The sequence below is a fragment of the Microlunatus ginsengisoli genome (assembly GCF_039537205.1).
GTDB lineage: Bacteria > Actinomycetota > Actinomycetes > Propionibacteriales > Propionibacteriaceae > Microlunatus > Microlunatus ginsengisoli.
This window is the reverse complement of the sequence record NZ_BAABAB010000029.1, coordinates 54,743-72,961: the sequence shown is the minus strand read 5'-3', so window position 1 is coordinate 72,961 and position 18,219 is coordinate 54,743. Positions and strand designations below refer to the sequence as shown.

Genomic DNA, 18,219 nt, shown 5'->3' with positions numbered 1-18,219 from the left:
GCGAAGGGAATGATGATGACGGATCGGCTCGCCATGCGGCAGGATCGAGATGACGCGCGCCGGCCGACGTCGCGTACGCAGGCACGGCGAGGAGGACAGGCGGGGATGGATTCGCGGGTCTGCAGCGTGTGCGGCGAGCGGAACCCGCCGGGGACCGAGTTCTGTGTGCAGTGCCAGAACTACCTGGGCTGGGACAAGTCGATCCTGGCCGCTCCCGAGGACGTACGCCGGCGCCCGGAGGACCAGCAGTCGGCCGCGGAGACCCGGCAGATCCCGCGGGTCACCGAGCAGGGTCCGGCACCGGCCACCGATGAGGATCCCGACGACCTGGTGGCCGACGACCGGTTCCGGGTCGCGGTCGACAACCCGAACGTCACGGTCGCGCCGACCGGCGAGGTCGCGGAGCTGGAGCTGCGGGTCAGGAACATCTCGATCCGGGTGGACGGCTATCTGGCGGAGCTCGCGCCCGGCGGCGGGCCCGACTGGCTGACGGTGAAGTCCAGCGCGGTCGAGCTGCTGCCCGGCACGGACGAGGTGATCCGGGCCCGGTTCCAGGTGGTCGCGACCACGCTGACGCCCGCCCAGCAGCTCACCGTCCGGCTCCGGGTGCGCGCGATGAACGAACCGCTCGCCGTGGTCGAGCTGCCCGTCTCGGTCACCGTTTCGGTGGTCGATGCGCCGCTGCAGCTCCGGGCCGAGCCGCGCCTGCTCCGCGTGCAGGACCGCGCCGACGCCGCCTTCACCCTGACCGTGGACAACTCGATGTCGAACCGCGCGATCAGCGCCCAGCTGGCCGGCACGGATCCCGAGCTGGCCGTACGGTTCGGATTCGATCCGCCGGTCGTTCAGGTCGGGCCGGCGTCGGTGGCGACCGTGCGGGTCAGCGTCGGCGCTGATCGGCCCGCGCCGGGCCAGGAGGCGTCCCGGCTGCTCACGGTGTCGGTCCGGGAGGGCACGCGTACGGCCGAGACGGCGGTCACCTTCGTCCAGATCAGCAGCGTCCAGGTCGAGGACCCGCCGGTGGGGATCACGCTGGAGCCGGCCGTGATCAAGGTTCGGGACAACCCGGTCGGCACGACCCGGCTCACCCTGGACAACCGCAACGGCCGGGAGTGGGCGCACGTGCAGCTCAGCGCCAGCGACCCCGAGCAGGTGGTGTACGTCGGCTTCGACACGCCGCAGGTGCACGTGCCGCCCGGCCAGACCGCGCAGGCCCAGGTGCGGCTGCAGGCCGCCCTACCGGAGCTGGGCACCGAGGCGAGCCGGACCGTCACCATCACCGCCACCGATCCGAAGCGCCGCACCTCGACCGCGGTGGCGACGTTCGTGCAGACCGCCAGCGCCTCGCCGATGACCACGCTCGGCCTCAGCCTGGAGCCGGAGATCACCAAGGTCCGCGACGCCGACGGCGCCTCGACCCAGCTCGTGATCGACAATCGCAAGGGCAGGTTCCGGGTCCGGCTGCGGCTGTCCGGGGCCGATCCCGAGCGGGCGGTCGGATTCGCTTTCGCCCCGGACGTGGTCGACGTCGAGGCCGGCATGGTCCGCCGGATCGAGGTCCGGATGGCCGCCTGGCGACCGCCGCCGGGGCAGGAGTGGAGCCGGCAGATCACCATCAGCGCGACCGACGGTCAGGCCTCGGTGCAGGCCACCGGCAGCCTGGTCCAGTCCTCGTCGCGCTCGGCGATGGAGACCCTGACCATGCGGCTGGACCCGAGCGTGCTGCGGCTGGACCGGCGACGCGGCGCGTTCAGCGCGCTGGTCGACAACCGCAACGGCGTGCAGCCGATCCGGGTCACGCTGAGCGGGGACGACCCGGAGAACTGCATCCGGTTCTCGTTCGCGCCGGCCGTGCTGGACGTGCCGCCCGGTGGGGTCGGCCGGTCGACGGTCACCGTGGACGCGCCCGGCGTCGGCTCGGGACGCGAGGTCAACCGGAACTTCGTGATCATGGCGAGCGACGGCCGTGCCGACATCCAGAGCAACGGCACGCTGGTCCAGCAGGGCGGCGACTGGCGCCCGGTCGCCCGGGTGCTGTTCACCCTGTTCGGCGGCTTGCTGATGTTCTTCGGTGCGTTCCTGGAGTGGACCACCGAGGGACGCACCGGATTCGGGCTGTCGGCCCGCTTCATGACCGAGCGGTTCGGGTTCGGGCTGCTGCTGGAGCGGCGCTTCGACGCGTTCACCTCGGCCGGCGCGGCGGTGGCACTGCTCGCGATCGTGATGGTGTTCGGCCTGACCGGCCGGTCCGGCCGGTTGACCAGGCTGGCGGCGCTCGCCGCCGCCGCCGTGGTGGTCGGGGTCTTCGTCGCCTCGGCGTTCAGCCAGCAGGGCATGCTGATCCCCAGCTGGGGCGCGATCGTGGTGGTCGCCGGCTGCGTGCTGGGCTACATCGGCGGCCTGCTGGTCAAACGCTGACCGGGCGGCGCTCGCCCGCGCCGTGCGGCCGGATCAGGTGCTGCTGGTCAGGTCGTAGACCGTCACCCCGCCGACGGTGGTCGAGGTGAAGTTCTGCTCCACCCACGCGGTGATCTGGGTAGCCGCGGAGTCGCTGCTCGCGCCGCCCATGCCGCCGCCCCGGGCGTCGCCACCGGCGATGAAGTAGGTGATGTCGCCGTTGGCGACGTACGCCTGGAACTGCGCCAGCGTGGGGGAGTCGTCGCTGCCGCTCCACCCGCCGATGGCCATCACCGCGGTGTTGGTGGACAGGATGTAGCCCGCCGCGGACTGGTCGCCGACCACCGCCGCCGACCACCGGCTGGTGGTCTCGTTCAGCATCCCGACCAGGTCGGCCGTGCCGCCGGAGGAACTGGACGAGCCCGAGCCCGAGCCCGAGCCGGTACCGGGCTGGCCCGCGCCGGTCTGGCCCGCGCCGGTCTGGCCGGGGGCCCCACCGGGACCGCCGCCCATGCCCCCGCGCATCCCGCCGCCCATGGTCGCGCCGGCGATGGCCGGCCCGGAGCTCGGGATCGACCCGGTATGCCCGGTCGTCACGGTCGCGACGGTGTATGCCGCGGTTCCGCCGAGCGAGGCGATCGAGCCGACCAGCGCGGCCGCCACGGCGAACCGCTTGAACGCCCCGCCGGACATCGCCAGCACCGCCGCACCGAGGACGCCGCCGACCAGCATCGTCCAGCGCACCCAGCTCACCCAGCCGGCGGCGTACGTCCCCATCAGATAGCAGCCCCAGATCGCGGTCGCCGCGATCATCACCGCGAGCGTGCCGCGGGCGGCGTGGTCGTCGCGGCGCTGCCACAGCAGGGTCGCGGTGATTGCGATCGTGGCACCGATGGCCGGGGCCAGCGCGACCGTGTAGTACGGGTGGATCGTGCCCGACATGAAGGAGAACACCAGCGCGCTGACCACCAGCCAGCCACCCCAGAGGATCATCGCGGCCCGGGTCTTGTCGGTCCGCGGGGCCCGTCCGGCCAGGACGAGGCCGGCCACGAGGGCGATCAGGGCGGCCGGCAGCAACCAGGAGATCTCGCCCGCGAAGGCGGAGTTGAACATCCGCAGCAGCCCGCTCTCGCCGCCGAAGCCACCGCCTCCGCCGCCCCCGCCGCCGTTGCCGGCACCGCCGAGGATCCGGGACAGCCCGTTGTAGCCGAGTGCCAGCTCCCACAGCGAGTTGTTGGACGAGCCGCCGATGTAGGGCCGGGCCGACGCCGGCCAGAGCTCGACCAGGAGAACGAACCATCCGGCCGAGACGATCAGCGCCACGGCCGCGCCGAGCAGGTGCAGCAGGCGTCTGCCGAGCCGGTTGGGCGACGCGACCAGATAGACCGCCGCGAACGCCGGCAGCACCAGCATGCCCTGCATCAGCTTGGTCAGGAAGGCGAAGCCGAGCGCGGTGCCCGCCAGCACCAGCCAGCGCAGCGCCCGGCGCGGCGTGTCGACCGCCCGGATCACGGCGTAGGCGGCGAGGGTCATCGAGAAGACCAGGAACGCGTCCGGGTTGTTGAAGCGGAACATCAGCGCGGCAACCGGGGTCAGCGCGATCAGCGCACCGGCGATCAGCCCGGCCGCCGGGCCGAACCAGCGCTTCACCCCGGCATAGGTCAGCGCGACCGTGCCGACGCCCATCAGCGCCTGCGGGACCAGCATCGACGCCGAGGAGAAACCGAAGATGCGGGCCGACAACACCATCACCCACAGCGCAGCCGGTGGCTTGTCCACCGTGATCGAGTTGCCGGCATCGAGCGAGCCGAACAGCCAGGCCTTCAGTGACTCGGTGCCGGACTTCACGGCCGCGGCATAGAAGGAGTTCGCGCTGCCGGAGTTGGCGATGTCGACCAGATAGATCGCCGCCGTGCCGAGCAGCAGCACCCAGAGCAGCGGGCGGGCCCAGGCCGGTTCACCCCGCTTGCCGAGGAACAGCCGGCCGAGCGCGCCGCGCTGCCCCGGCGGAGCCTGATCGGCGGATCCCCGCTGATCGGCTGGTGCCGGCGGGGTATCGGTCGGCGTCGGCGCCGTCTGCCGGCGCAACAGGCCGGACAGCGGACGCCGGGACAGGGTGGTGGATCCGGACATGTCATCAGCCTGGGCCAGCAGGCTGTGACCTCGGACCGGTGCGCTGTGGCACCTCTATGGAGTCTCTGTGAAGCCGTCTTCCGCGTCCGCGGTCAGATGCTGGACCTTGGCTTGAAACGCTTCATGACGTGTGGTTGCGGGGGATCTACCGACGCCCGATGCCGCGAGAGGACCATGACTCCCACGCCGACCGCCCTGTCCGAACTCCGACGTACGTTCGCCGATCCGCCGGCGGACGCGCGGCCGATGATGCGCTGGTGGTGGTTCGGGCCCGACGTCACCCGGGACGACATCGACCGCGACCTGACCGCGATGGCTGCGGCCGGTGTCGGCGGGGTGGAGGCGACCTGCGTCTATCCGCTGTCGGCCGATCCGGACCGCTATCTGTCCGATGCGCACCTGGCCGCGCTGCGCCATGCCGCCGAGCGAGCCGGCGAACTCGGCCTTCGCTTCGATCTGACCCTCGGCACGGGCTGGTCGTTCGGCGGCCCGCACATCACCCCGCCGTACGCGGCCCGCTGGCTCGACTGGACCTATCGCGAGATCGGGCCGGACGCGTTCGAGGCACCCCGCCGTGGCTGGCCGGAGGAACTGATCGTCGGTGCGTACGTCGGCAACGGCTCGTTGCAGGAGCGACCGGACTCCTACGTCCCGGTGCCGGTGACCGACGACGACATCCGGGTGCCCGCCGGGGTCGGACCGCGGGTGCTGCTGACCGCCACCGCCCGCCCGACCGGCCAGAACGTGAAGCGGGCCGCCTTCGGCGCCGAGGGACCGGTCTTCGACCACTACAGCGCGGAGGCGACCCGGTTGCATCTGGACGCCGTCGGTGGGCCGATGGTCGACGCGGTCGGTGCCGAGCGGATCGGGTCGGTGTTCTGCGACAGCCTCGAGGTGTACGCGGCCGACTGGACCCCCGCGCTGCCCGAGGAGTTCGCTGCCCGGCGCGGCTACCGGTGCGAGGACCGGCTGTGGCTGCTGGTGACCGAACACCCCGACGCCGCAGCGTTCAAGACCGACTATTTCCGCACCCTGACCGAGTTGTGCGAGGAGAACTTCCTGGTGCCGATGGCCGACTGGGCCCACCGGCGCGGACTGCGGCTCCGGGTGCAGAGCTACGGCGAGCCGCCGGTGTCGCTCAGCAGCTACCGGCACGTGGATCTGGTCGAGGGCGAGCAGTGGGGCTGGACGCGGCTGCCGATGACCAAGTGGGCGTCCTCGGCGGCGCACCATCTCGGCCGCGACGTCGTGTCTTCGGAGACCTGGACCTGGATCCATGCGCCGTCGTTCCGGGCCACCCCGCTGGATCTGAAGGGGGAGGCGCACGAGCACGCGCTGCTCGGCATCAACCAGTTCATCGGGCACGGCTGGCCCTGCCGCTCGGCGCGGACGCCGGGCCTCGGCTGGCTGTTCTATGCCTCCGGCGCGTTCGACGACCGGAACGCGTGGTGGCCGGCGATGCCCGGCCTGATGCGCTATCTGCAGCGGCTCAGCTGGGTGCTGCGGCAGGGTGAGCCGGTCCGCGACGTGCTGCTGTATCTTCCGACCGCCGACGCGTACGCCCGCTTCCTGCCGTCGATCGACCTCTACACGGTCTCCACCGAGCTGATCCCGCCCGAGGTGCCGCGGGCGCTGCGGCAGGCCGGCTACGACTTCGACCTAGTCGACGACCACTTCCTGGCCGAGCGGGAGCCCGCGCTGAGGCCGACCGTGGTGCTGCCGTTCGGCGCTCACCTGCCGGCGGAGACCCGCGACCGGCTGGCGGCGATCGAGGCCGCGGGCGGGCTGGTCGTCACGGCCGACGGCGGCGGAGACTGGCTGGCCGACCTGGCCGCGGCGCGATCGTCCGACGTCGTGCTCACCCCGGCCAGCCCGGACGTCGGCGCGGTGCACCGAACGACCGGGGAGATCGACATCTGGTTCCTCGCCAACACCGGTCCGCACTCGAGGCGGCTGTCGGCGCTGTTCCGGGACGCTCCCGGCCGGATCGAGCGCTGGGACCTCTCCAGCGGCACGGTCACGCCCTGCGTAGCCGGTCCGGACGGGATCGCGCTCGACCTCGCGCCCTACCAGGGCGTGGTGCTGGTCGGCCACGGCGCGGAGGAGGCGGGGGACGGGCCGGACGAGGCTGCGGAGGCGGCTCCCGGCGGCAGCGAGGTCGGGCTGGTCGACTGGCGCCTGGAGTCGGCCCACGGGACCGACCTGGGACCGGTGTCGCTGCCGCACCGCTGGGAGGACGACCCGCGGGTCGGGTCGGCGTTCTCGGGGACGATGAGCTACACCGCCCGGCTGGAGGACCTGCCCGCCGGGTCGGCGGTGCTCGACTTCGGGCCGGGGGAGCCGGACGAGTCGGAGATCGCCCTCGGTGCGATGGAGGTCGGCGTCTACCGGGCCCGGATCAGCCCGCCCGTCCGCGAGGTCGTCGAGGTGCTGCTCGACGGTCGCTCGCTCGGTGTGGTCTGGGACGCGCCATGGCAGATCGACCTCGGCGAGGTCCGGCCCGGCAGCACCCTCACCCTCCGGGTGAGCAACACCACCGCCAACGCGCTGGCCGCGGATCCGACCGTGCCGCAGTGGGCCGCCGAGGCCGAGCGGCTGCACGGCCGGCGGTTCCGGATGCAGGCGCTGGACCGGACGCTCGGTGGTGTCAGTTCCGGCCTCGCCCGCATTCCGACGCTGCGGGGCTAGTCGTCCCGACCCGAGAATCCGACCCTCGACCCACCTCGGCGCGGCTGCGTGAGCGCGTGGCGCTCCCTCGGATCGATCCGAGAGGAGGATTTTCGGGTCGGGCGCTAACATCGGCGGCCCGCGACGGGCCTTCTCCTTGTGTGAGGCACTCGCAGCGGGTCGTGGCGGAGATCGTCCGGAGTCGTGGGGTGATCGCCCGGCGCGATCATCTCGAGCTGAGCGGCGCACTGGATCATCTGCTCGACACGGGTCGGCTGGTCTCGGTGCTGCCCGGGGTCTATGCCCGGGCGCCGGTGCTCGAGCTCGAGGTGCGGATCGCCGCCGCGATGGCCTGGGATCCCGACGCCGTGCTCGTCGGAGCGGCGGCGGCTCCCGCCTGGTTCTGGCCGAGTCTGTCGTGTCCGACCGTCGGCGTTGCCCTGCCGCGTCGGGCCGCGATTCGCCGGCCGGGCTTCGCGTTCTCGAAACGACGCATCCCGGCCGAGCTGGTCGCCGAGTGGAGCGGGGTCAGGATGACCGTGCCGGCGCTGACCGCGCTCGACCTGTGCGACTCGCTCGGCGGCGACGCCATCGACGTCGCGCTGCAGACCCGAGCCGCGACCCTGGTTCAGTTGCGTCGCGCACTCGATCTGACTCGGGGTCGTCGCGGCAACCGGCTTCGCCGCGAGCTGGTCGACGAATCCCGCGATCAGCCCTGGTCGCCGCCGGAGCGCCGGCTGCATCGCCTGCTCCGGGCGGCAGGGATCGCCGGCTGGCGGGGCAATGTCACGGTCCGCGGATCGGGTTGGACCTGTCGCCCCGACGTCGCGTTCGACGACGTGCTGCTTGCGATCGAGGTCGACGGCCGCGAGCACCACGACACCCGGGCGGCGTTCGAGCGGGACCGGATCCGCCAGAACCGGCTGGTCCTGGCCGGTTGGACGGTGCTGCGCTTCACGCCGACGATGATCGACTCCGATCCCGAAGGCGTGATCGCGACGATCCGGGCGACCCTGGCGAGGCTTCGCGCGTGACGAAACCCGAGAATCCGACCCTCGACGGTCGTCGGCCGTGGCGCGCGACGCGTGCGGCGTCCACCGAGATCGCCGTGAGGGGAGGATTTTCGGGCCGGTGTGGGCCGGAGTGCGCCCGAATCTCCTCGATAGGGTGATTGCATGGCGACATCTCGACGGCGAGTAGCGATCCTGGGTGCGGGCATGATCGGGGAGGTGCACCGCCGGGCCGCGCTGCTGGCCGGCGCGGAGGTCGTCGGGGTGATGGCCTCCAGCCCGGAGCGGTCGCGAGCCGTCGCGGCGAACTGGGGTGCCGATCAGGCCTACGCCGACATCGACGAGGTCGCCGCCGGCGACGCCGAGGTCGTCCACATCTGCACCCCCAACGCGTCCCACGTGCCCTATGCCGTCGCCCTGATGGAGGCTGGCAAGCACGTGCTCTGCGAGAAGCCGCTCGGAGTCAGCCTGGACGATGCCCGGCACGCCGCGGAGGTCGCGAACCGGACCGGCGTGGTCAACACGATGCCGTTCGCCTACCGCTTCCACCCGATGGCCCGTGAGCTTCGGGCGCAGGTCCAGTCGGAGGAGTTCGGTGCGGTCAACCTCGTGCACGGGAGCTATCTGCAGGACTGGCTGCTGAACCCGCTGGCCACCAGCTGGCGGGTCGACCCGAAGGCCGGCGGCCCGTCCCGCGCGTTCGGTGACATCGGTTCGCACTGGTGCGACCTGATGGAGTGGGTGACCGGCGACCGGATCGCCGAGCTGGTCTCGACCACCTCGATCAGCATTCCGCAGCGGCCGGCCGCCACCGCCGCCAGCTTCTCGGCGGTAGCCAGCGACGCCCCGCTGGTGGACGTGACCACCGAGGACAGCGCGCTCATCTTGTTCCGCACCCGTGGCGGCGTGGCCGGCTCGGCGGTGATCAGCCAGCTGTCGGCCGGCCGGAAGAACCGGCTCTGGATCGAGGTCGACGGGATGCAGCTCAGCGCCGCCTTCGACCAGGAGCAGGCGGAGCAGCTCTGGGTCGGGTCGGAGGAGTCGGCTCGGATCCTCGTCCGCGACCCGAACCACCACTCGGCCGAGCAGCGCCGGTTGGCGACCATCCCGGCCGGGCACGCCGAGGGCTATGCCCAGTGCTTCGAGAAGTTCGTCGCCGACTCCTACGCCGCAGTGGATGCGCACGGCGGAAACGGGGAGGTGCCCGACGGGCTGCCGACCTTCGCCGACGGCGCCCGCGCCGCCGCGATCTGCGACGCGATGCTGCGTTCCGATGCCGAGAAGTCCTGGGTGAGCGTCGAGGAGTGAGCGCGACGGGTGCCCTTCGACAGGCTCAGGGCACATGGGTGTGCGGGGGGTGCCCTTCGACAGGCTCAGGGCACATGGGTGCGCGGGGGATGCCCTTCGACAGGCTCAGGGCACATGGGTGCGGCGGCTGCCCTCCGACAGGCTCAGGGCACGAGTTCGGCCCGACAGCGTCCAGCGTTGAATAGGTCTCGTGCCCCGTACCCGTGCCCCGGCGGTCCTCGCCCTGGACGAGGCGACGCCCGACCTGGCCGAGCTGGGGGGCAAGGCGGCGAGCCTGGTCCGGCTGGCGAACGCCGGCCTGCCGGTGCCGGACGGCTTCGTGGTGACCACCCGGGCCTATCGGGACTATCTCGACCACCACGGGTTGCGCGCGCAGATCGAGCGACTGATCGAGGACCCGGACCGGATCGGCCGGCTGTTCGCCGAGCACCCGCTGCCCGACGAGCTGGTCGCCGAGATCATCGAGGCGTACGCCGATCTCGGTGAACCGCCCGTCGCGGTCCGCTCTTCGGCCACCGCCGAGGACCTGCCGGACGCGTCGTTCGCCGGCCAGCAGGAGACGTACCTCAACGTCACCGCGCCGCTCGCCCTGCTCGAGTCCGTGCGCAGGTGCTGGGCGTCGCTGTGGACCGGTCGGGCGATCGCCTATCGCGACCGACAGGGGATCGATGCCGGCCAGCTGGGCATGGCGGTCGTGGTCCAGGAGCTGATCGACGCCGAGGCGGCCGGGATCATGTTCACCGCCGATCCGGTCAGCGGGGACGCCGGCGCGATCGAGATCGACTCGGCCTGGGGGCTGGGGGAGGCGGTGGTCGGCGGCGAGGTCACCCCGGACACGTTCCACGTCGACGCGGTCTCCGGCCGGCTCCGGTCCAGCCAGGTGGCCGACAAGACCGTGATGACGGTCCGAACCCGGGCCGGCACGCAGACCAAACCTGTGCCCGTCCGCCGGCGCCACAAGCCGTCCCTCGAGCCCGAGCAGGCGGAGCGGCTGGCGGTTCTCGGCGGCGAGATCGCCGCGCTGTTCGATGCGCCGGTCGATGTCGAGTGGGCGCGTCGTGGCGGCGATCTGTTCGTGCTGCAGGCACGGCCGATCACCGCCGGCGCCGGCCGGGACCGGCGGCCGGACCCGTGGAACGACAGCCGGAACGGCTACTTCCTGTGGACCAACACCAACGTCGGCGAGGCGATGCCGGACGTGCTCACGCCGGCCAGCTGGTCGATGGTCGAGTTGTTCCTGCACGACGTGATGGCCACCTCCTCGGTGCCGCCCTACCTGAGTTACGGGCGGGTCGGAGGCCGGATCTATCTCAACCTGAGCGTGGCCGCGACCCTGGCCGGCGCGGTCGGCGTGAGCGAGAAACGGTTCCGCCAGCTGACCGAGGAGGTCTTCGGCCGGATCCCGGACGACGTGCCGCTCCCGATGGTCGAGGCGCCACGGATGACCGTGATCTCCTCGGTCGCACCGGTCGCCCTGCACGTGATCCGCAGCGCGGCGCGCGATATCCGGCGGTTCGATCGCTACCTGTCCGGCAACCCGGCGCGCTGCCTGGAGCACCGCGAGCGGATCGAGGCCACCCGCGACGCCGATGCGCTGGCCCGGCTCTGGTCGAGCACGATCCTGCCCGACTTCCACAACGTGTCCTGGATGCTGTCGGCGGCCACCCGCTCCAGCGGGATCTCCTTCGTCACCACCCGGCAACGGCTGCAGAAGCTGGTCGGCGACGCCGACGCCAACGCGATCACCGCCGGCCTCGGCGCGCACTCCGGCGAGCTCGCCAGTCTCGGCCTGCTGGACGGCCTGGAGCAGCTGGCCCAGGGCCGGATCGACCGGGAGACGTTCAACACGACGTACGCCCACCGCGGCCCGCACGAGTTCGAGATCGCCACCCCGCGACCGGGGGAGGAGCCGGACTGGATCGACCGGCAGCTGGCCCAGCTCGACCCGACGCTCAGCTACCGGGACCTGATCGAGCGGCAGAACGCAGCCCGGGACGCGGCCTGGGAGCGGCTGACCGAACGGCACCCGCTGACCGCCCGCTCGGTCCGCCGGCAGCTGCGGATCTGGGCCACCATCGCCCGCAACCGGGAATGGGCGCGGAGCGAGATCATCCGCTACTTCTGGGTGCTGCGCGCCTTCGCCCTGCGGGCCGGCGAGCTGACCGGGCTCGGCGACGACATCTTCTTCTGTACGTCCGACCAGATCGTCGACGCGCTGGACGGGCACCCGCCCGACGCGGGCGGGCTGGCGGCCGCCCGCGCGGCCTACCAGGCCTACCTCGCGCTACCGCCCTATCCGACCATGATTCTGGGCCGGTTCGACCCGTTCGGCTGGGCGGCCGACCCGCTCCGGCGCACCGACCGGTACGTCGAGGGGGGCACGGCGGAGATCGGCGACAGCGACACCGTCCGCGGCTTCCCCGGCTCCGCCGGCGTGGTCGACGGCGTGGTCCGGGTGCTCGGGGACGCCTCGCAGGCCGCCGCCTTCCGTCCCGGCGAGGTGCTGGTCACGACGATCACGAACGTGGGCTGGACCCCGCTGTTCCCGCGGGCGGCCGCGGTGATCACCGATGTCGGCGCGCCCCTGTCGCACGCCGCGATCGTGGCCCGCGAGCTCGGCATCCCGGCCGTGGTCGGCTGCGGCGACGCGACCATGCGGCTGCGCACCGGCGACCGGGTCCGGGTCGACGGGTCGGCCGGAACGGTGACGCGGCTGGAGCGGAGCGGATGAGCCCGGAGCTGTGGCACTGCCCCCACTGCGGACGTACGTTCGCGAACCGGAACCAGAACCACACCTGCGCCCCGCTCGGCGACCTGGATCGCCACTTCGAAGGGAAGGACCCGGCCGTCCGCCAGAGCTTCGATGCCGTGCTGGCCGTGGTGGACGCACTCGGCCCGGTGGAGGTGCTGGCGGAGAAGAGCCGGATCGCGCTGCACGTCCGGATGAGCTTCGCCGCGTTCACCCCGCGCCGGCACACGCTGCCGGGCCATCTGGTGCTGGCCCGGGTGGTGGACAGCCCACGCTGGGACCGGGTGCAGACGTTCTCGCCGCGCAATGTGTTGCACGCGTTCATGCTGAGCGGTCCGCACGAGGTGGACGCGGAGTTCGCCGGCTGGCTGGCGGAGGCCTACGACGTCGGGGCCCAGCGGCACCTGCGGCGCCCGGCGGACCCCGATTCGCCGGGGTCTGAGTCGTGGATGCGGGAGTGAGCTGGGATCTGAGCGCGCCGGTCTGGGAGATCGCGCCGCGGTTGCTCGGCGCCGTGCTGAGCCACGGACCGGTCAGCGTGCGGCTGGTCGAGGTCGAGGCCTACGACGGCGCGAACGATCCGGCGTCGCACGCCTATCGCGGCATGACCAGGCGAAACGCGGTGATGTTCGGGCCGCCGGGGCATCTCTACGTCTACTTCACCTACGGCATGCACTGGGCGGCCAACATCGCCTGCGGTCCGGAGGGCGCCGCCTCCGGGGTGCTGCTCCGGGCCGGTGAGGTGGTGAGAGGCATCGAGATCGCCCAGGCTCGCCGCGGTCGCAGCACGCTACGGGACCTCGCTCGCGGTCCGGGTCGGCTCACCCAGGCGCTCGGCATCGACTCCACCCTGGCCGGTGCCGACGTACTGGCCGGAAGCGAGGTCCGGCTCCGGCCGGGTCCCGCTCCCGAGCGGATCGAGTCCGGACCCCGGGTCGGGGTGAGCGTCGCAGCCGACGTGCCGTGGCGGTTCTGGATCGCCGGCGATCGGTTCGTGTCCGCCTACAAGCGGTCCCCCCGCGCCGGCGCAACGCGCTCAGAGCGGCTGCAGTGACCCGAGGATCGAGGGAATGAACTCGGCCATGGTCGGGTGGATCGGCAGGGCGTCGCGGATCTGGGGATAGCGGACGCCGGCCTGCATGGCGAAGCTGAGGATCTGGATCAGGTCGTCGCCGTGCAGCCCGAGGATGGTCGCACCGATGATCTCCTCGGAGTCGGCGTCCACCAGGATCCGCATCACGCCCTCGGTCTCGCCATCCAGGATCGCCCGGCTGACGCTCGACATCGGCACCTCGGCCTTGAGCACGCGGCGGCCGGACGTACGCGCCTCCGCGACGGTCATCCCGACCCGGCCGAGCGGGGGATCGGTGAACATCGCATAGGTGGTCACCCGACCGGCGAGGCTGCGCGACGGCTCGAGCAGGATCTGGCTGTCCTGATAGGCGGTATGGGTGAACGCGCCGTGCCCGTTCACGTCACCCAGCGCCCAGACACCCGGCACCGAGGTGGCGAACCGGTCGTCGATCTCGATGAACCCGCGCGCGTTCACCGCCAGCCCGTGCGCGTCGCCGAGCAGATCGACGTTGGACGTCCGTCCGGTGGCGACCAGGACGTGGCTGCCGACGACGGTCTCCTCGCCGGCGGTCACGGCGACCCCGTCCGCGTGCGCCGCGACGGAGGACGTCCGGCCCGGCACGATCCGGATCCCCTCGTCGGTGAGGATGCCGGCCACCAGTTCGGAGATGTCGGCGTCCTCCCGGGCCGCGACCCGCTCGCCCGCGAAGATCGTCACGGTCGAGCCGAACCGGCGAAAGATCTGGGCGAACTCGCAGCCGATGTAGCCGCCGCCGACGATCACCAGGTGCTCGGGCAGGTCCGACAGGTTGAGCAGCTCGACCTCGGTCAGGAAGTCGACCTCGGACAGCCCCGGGATCGGCGGCACCGCGGCGCGGCCGCCCAGGTCGAGGTAGACCTCCGGCGCGCTCAAGGTCTGCGTGTCGAGATGCACCAGGTGCGGACCGCCGGGCACCGTCTCCAACCGGGCCACGCCCGCGAACTGCTCCAGCCCGTCCACGCCGTCGAGCCAGTCCTGCAGCGACCGGCGCATCGTGTCGATCATGGTGTGCACCCGGCGGATGGCCTCGCCGAACTCGATCCGCACCGTGCCGTCGACGTGGACGCCGTACTCCGGCCCGCGCTGCACGTGCCGTGCGATCACCGCGCTGGCCCGGAGGGCCTTGGTCGGCTTGCAGCCGTGGTTCAGGCAGGTCCCGCCGACCCGGTCCAGCTCGATCAGGGCCGTGCGCTTGCCCTGCTGCGCTTTCGCGGCGGCGATGCCGGGACCGGCCTGGCCCGCACCGATGACGATCGCCTCGAACTCGTTCCGCTCGCTCACGCGTTGCTCCTCTCCGATGGTGTCAAGCTACGGGACCGGCGTCCGGGCGCGTCCTCGCGGGGTGAGATGCGCCACAGGTCCGGCCGTTCGGGCGCCCGACGGCCACCGCCGATTTGGCATGCCGGTGACGGTTCTGTTTCACTGCCAGGGCTGGGTAACGCTTTGATAGCTATTGTTCGGGGAGTGATTTAATGTCCGCGCCGCGGCCGAGACGCGCGATCGAGAATCCGGTACGTCGCCGGGCCGCCGCCCGTGCGGCCGGTCCCGGTGCGGTCATCGGTGGCCTGCTGGCCACCGGTCTGGTGCTCGCCACCCTTCCCAGCCCGACCTCGGCCACCAGCGCCTCGACGGCCGCCGCCACCTCCGCGCGCGAGACCGTGAGCGGCCGGGCGACCTCCGCGGGCGCCGTCCGCTCCGATCTGCTCGATCTGACCATCGCCAAGCGCGAGGCGCGGACGAACCGCAGCACGGACCGGCCGGCGCTGCCCGCACCCGAGTTGCCGGCCCCGATCCCGGAGGCCACCGGCAGCCGCTACGCCACGGTGGCGCTGAACGTACGGACCAAGGCCGACGACGACGCCAAGGTCGTCACCGTGCTCAAGGCCGGCGCCAAGATCAAGGTCACCGATACGACCAAGGGACAGTGGCGCCAGATCGTGCGCGACGGCAAGGGCCAGTGGGTCAAGAAGCGCTACCTGGTCACCAAGAAGCCGGACCTGACCCCCTCGGACGCGCCCTGCAAGAGCGGCTCCGGGATGGAGAGCGGGCTCACCGCGGACGCCATCAAGGTGCACCGTGCCCTGTGCGCGCGGTTCCCGCAGTTCACCTCGTTCGGCGGCGTCCGGCAGGGAGACGGTGGCGAGCACGGCTCGGGCCGGGCGGTCGACGCCATGATCTCCGACTCCGACGCGGGTTGGGAGGCGGCGAGATGGGTCCGGGCCCACGCCAAGCAGCTCGGGGTGAGCCAGGTCATCTACTCCCAGAAGATCTGGACCGTGCAGCGCGGCAGCGAGGGCTGGCGCGGCATGTCGGACCGGGGGTCGGCGACCGCGAACCACTACGATCACGTACACGTGACGGTCTACGGCAACGCCGCAGACTGATTGGCGCTTGTGTGCTCACTGTGCCCGACTTAGGGTTTCATCATGGTGGACGCCGGGCAGTTGGCGTTGGGGTTGTTCGCCCTGACGCTGGTGGTGCTCGCGCCGTTGGGCCTGTTGACCCTGTTCGACCTGTTGGCCGGTCGGTGGGACGAGACGTTCACCTCCTGGAAGCAGAATCGCCGGCTGGCTCGCGAGCACCGGCTCAATCTCCGCGCGCTCCGTCGCCAGCACGGCATCCCGATCGAGCGGCTGGCGGCTGACCTTCGCCGCCTCCGAGCGGCGATCGCGTCCGACGAGCACCGGTCGGCGGCTCATCAGATGGGCAATCGGCTGGCCTATGACCGGGTTTTGGTCCAGGCCTGCACCATGCTCGGCATCGAGCACGAGCTGGACGAGGAGACCTCCGGCATTGAGCGCGACATCGAGCGACTCCGGGTCGAGGCCGACCTCGAGAGTGCCGGGGTCGTGATCTCGACCAGGCGCTACGGGCAAGCGGCCTGAGGGCCGCGCGGGCCCCTCGACGCCCGTCCACCCGCTCAGCTCTCGCGACTGCCCGGCGGGCGTGACCGAACTCATCTCGCGGAATGGTGCACCGGGACGCGGCGTTGGATAGAATAGATTCGAAATCGAAGCGTTCGATATCGAAGTACTAGTGAGGAGCATCACAGTGTCCCGCCTGGCGGATTCCTTCCGCACCCGTCGTCGTCAAGCCCGAGATCGCCGCGCCATCGAGCGCGCGATCAGCAACGCCGCAACGCCGGCGATGCGCGACGAACTGATCATGGTGGCGCAGCGCCGGAGCAGTGCGCTGCGCTGAGCCGCAGCACGGACGCCGGCCGACCACCGCGCGTCAGTCCAGAACGAGGCCGCCGAGCCACGAGCCGGCGGCCTTTGTGATGCCCGGCAGCAGCCAGACCGCCGCCAGCACGAGCCCGGCCAGATTGGCCACCAGGAACAGCCCGATCCACCCGCTCGCCGGGACCCGGGTGAGCCGGGCCAGCTGGTCTGCGTCGGAGCTGCGGAGGGTGCCCCGCCGGCGCTGGCGCGCCAGCTCCAGCACCGGTTTCGGGGCAGCGATCAGCAGCACCCAGGTGAGGACGTACGCGAGCGTGGACTGGGCGCTCGCCGGCATGTACCAGCTCAACCCCACCAGCACCAGGGCACTCCCGACGACGACGGCGAGGCCGTACAGATTGCGGATCTGCACCAGCAGCAGGGCGAGCAGCAGAACAAGGGCCCACAGCACCCCGAGGGCGTACCCGGCGAGCAGGAGCGCGGTCGCGCCCAGCCCGACGATCGCCGGCCCGAGATAACCCGCCGCGAGGGTGGCCACCATTCCCGGCCCGCGCGGCGGGCCGCTGGAGACGGTCAGGCCCGAGGTGTCGGCGTTCAGCCGGATGCCGTGCAGGCGGCGTCCGGTGAGCAGCGCAACGACGCCGTGAGCGCCCTCGTGGGTGATGGTGACGAGCATCCGGACCGCCCGCCAGGTGGTGGGCAGAGCGACCAGCAGCAGGGCGATCAGCGCGCAGAGCAGGATGGTCGCCGGGCTCGGCGCGGGTTGTCGCGACGTCGCGCAATCCCATACCTCTCCGAGCAGTTCCACGGCACCAGCATCCCGATCGACTCAACCCTCCTCGCTGATTGCGCCCCTTCCCTCGGCGCGTCAGAGCCCCCGCCTCCCGGAAACTGTGCAGAAGCGGCAATTCTGAATCGCTTCAGACTGCGGCTTTTGCACACTTTCCGGGGTGCGGGCCCGAGGCTGGGTGCGGTCAGCCGAGAAGGACGACGTCCTTGCGGGTGCTCTGCGCGGTTCGGACGACCAGGACGGCGGCGACGGCAACGACGCCGACGATCGCGGTGATCCGGACGGCGGGAGCGGACGTACCGATCGCGATGGCCACCAGTGCCCAGCCGGCGGTGAAGGCGAAGCCCGCCAGCGCATCGAGCCGGAGCACCACCAGCAGGCAACAGACGACGGCAAGCGCCACCAGCAGCAGCGAGACCCCGATCGGGACCGCCCCCACTTCTCCCAGCCCGAACGAGCGGAGCGTGAGCCCGAGGCCGGCGGCCGAGGCGCAGATGGCCCAGCCCAGGTACAGCCCGACCGGGACCCGGAGCAGCCACCGTTCTCCGCGGCTCCGCGCCGGCCCGAGCGCGGTCAGCCGGGCGAGCGCCACCGCAAGGCAGCCGACCAGAGCGAAGATCACCAGCTGCGACAGCCAGATCAGACCGGAGCCGAAGATCGGCACCCAGACGGTGCTGCAGCCGAAGGCCGCGACCAGCCACCAGCCCGTACGTCGGTTGGCCTCGGTGGCCGGGGCCGAGCCGAGCAGCTGGGCGATGCCGACTGCGAGGCTGGCCAGATAGATCAGCCCCCAGATGCTGAACGCGTAGCCGGCCGGCGTCGCCGCGGTGTGGTTGGCGTCAGAGATCGCGCCGGTCATCGCCTGCGGACCC

Annotated in this window: 14 protein-coding genes; 10 read left to right on the top strand and 4 right to left on the bottom strand. The window is 71.8% G+C overall.

The window, feature by feature from the left end:
- Window positions 1-105 precede the first annotated feature (105 nt).
- Window positions 106-2,418, top strand: a complete 2,313-nt coding sequence (locus ABD747_RS19345; protein ID WP_344807649.1) for a COG1470 family protein — start codon at window positions 106-108, stop codon at window positions 2,416-2,418.
- 33 nt (window positions 2,419-2,451) lie between these two features.
- On the opposite strand, the gene ABD747_RS19340 is transcribed toward ABD747_RS19345, so the two are convergent.
- On the bottom strand, window positions 2,452-4,530 hold the full coding sequence (locus tag ABD747_RS19340) for an ArnT family glycosyltransferase (RefSeq protein WP_344807647.1): 2,079 nt from the start codon (window positions 4,528-4,530) through the stop codon (window positions 2,452-2,454).
- A 174-nt stretch (window positions 4,531-4,704) separates the two neighbouring features.
- Here ABD747_RS19340 and ABD747_RS19335 point away from each other — a divergent pair, with 174 nt between their 5' ends.
- The 6 genes from ABD747_RS19335 to ABD747_RS19310 all read left to right on the top strand — a co-directional run bounded on the left by ABD747_RS19335 (window position 4,705) and on the right by ABD747_RS19310 (window position 13,318).
- Window positions 4,705-7,218: a glycosyl hydrolase gene (locus ABD747_RS19335; RefSeq protein WP_344807645.1), complete on the top strand. Its 2,514-nt coding sequence runs from the start codon at window positions 4,705-4,707 to the stop codon at window positions 7,216-7,218.
- 140 nt (window positions 7,219-7,358) lie between these two features.
- On the top strand, window positions 7,359-8,231 hold the full coding sequence (locus tag ABD747_RS19330; protein WP_344807643.1) for an endonuclease domain-containing protein: 873 nt from the start codon (window positions 7,359-7,361) through the stop codon (window positions 8,229-8,231).
- Window positions 8,232-8,372: 141 nt separating this feature from the next.
- The gene (locus ABD747_RS19325; protein WP_344807641.1) at window positions 8,373-9,515 is read left to right on the top strand and encodes a Gfo/Idh/MocA family protein; all 1,143 of its coding nucleotides are present in this window, start codon (window positions 8,373-8,375) and stop codon (window positions 9,513-9,515) included.
- A 190-nt stretch (window positions 9,516-9,705) separates the two neighbouring features.
- On the top strand, window positions 9,706-12,246 hold the full coding sequence (locus ABD747_RS19320; protein WP_344807639.1) for a PEP/pyruvate-binding domain-containing protein: 2,541 nt from the start codon (window positions 9,706-9,708) through the stop codon (window positions 12,244-12,246).
- Window positions 12,243-12,725, top strand: coding sequence for a DUF5655 domain-containing protein (locus ABD747_RS19315; protein ID WP_344807637.1), 483 nt, complete (start codon window positions 12,243-12,245; stop codon window positions 12,723-12,725). The genes ABD747_RS19320 and ABD747_RS19315 overlap by 4 nt, the downstream gene beginning before the upstream one ends.
- Complete coding sequence (locus ABD747_RS19310; RefSeq protein ID WP_344807635.1) at window positions 12,722-13,318, top strand: DNA-3-methyladenine glycosylase; 597 nt, start codon at window positions 12,722-12,724, stop codon at window positions 13,316-13,318. Before ABD747_RS19315 ends, ABD747_RS19310 begins: the two co-directional genes overlap by 4 nt.
- Here ABD747_RS19310 and ABD747_RS19305 read toward each other — a convergent pair.
- On the bottom strand, window positions 13,301-14,659 hold the full coding sequence (locus ABD747_RS19305) for a mercuric reductase (protein ID WP_344807633.1): 1,359 nt from the start codon (window positions 14,657-14,659) through the stop codon (window positions 13,301-13,303). The two genes, ABD747_RS19310 and ABD747_RS19305, sit on opposite strands and share 18 nt — an antisense overlap.
- Window positions 14,660-14,850: 191 nt before the next feature.
- On the opposite strand from ABD747_RS19305, the gene ABD747_RS19300 reads away from it, so the two are divergent.
- The 3 genes from ABD747_RS19300 to ABD747_RS19290 all read left to right on the top strand — a co-directional run bounded on the left by ABD747_RS19300 (window position 14,851) and on the right by ABD747_RS19290 (window position 16,579).
- Window positions 14,851-15,762, top strand: a complete 912-nt coding sequence (locus ABD747_RS19300; protein ID WP_344807631.1) for an SH3 domain-containing protein — start codon at window positions 14,851-14,853, stop codon at window positions 15,760-15,762.
- Between the two features lie 42 nt (window positions 15,763-15,804).
- Window positions 15,805-16,263 (top strand): hypothetical protein, encoded by a 459-nt coding sequence (locus tag ABD747_RS19295; protein ID WP_344807629.1) that lies wholly within the window; start codon window positions 15,805-15,807, stop codon window positions 16,261-16,263.
- A gap of 166 nt (window positions 16,264-16,429) precedes the next feature.
- Window positions 16,430-16,579, top strand: a complete 150-nt coding sequence (locus tag ABD747_RS19290; protein ID WP_344807628.1) for a hypothetical protein — start codon at window positions 16,430-16,432, stop codon at window positions 16,577-16,579.
- Between the two features lie 33 nt (window positions 16,580-16,612).
- Here the strand turns inward: ABD747_RS19290 and ABD747_RS19285 are convergent, their stop codons facing one another.
- Window positions 16,613-17,365 carry a M50 family metallopeptidase gene (locus ABD747_RS19285; protein ID WP_344807626.1) on the bottom strand — a complete coding sequence of 251 codons (753 nt, stop codon included), beginning with the start codon at window positions 17,363-17,365 and terminating at the stop codon, window positions 16,613-16,615.
- 166 nt (window positions 17,366-17,531) lie between these two features.
- The coding region (locus ABD747_RS19280) for a hypothetical protein (protein WP_344807624.1) at window positions 17,532-18,219 on the bottom strand (688 nt) is incomplete at its 5' end.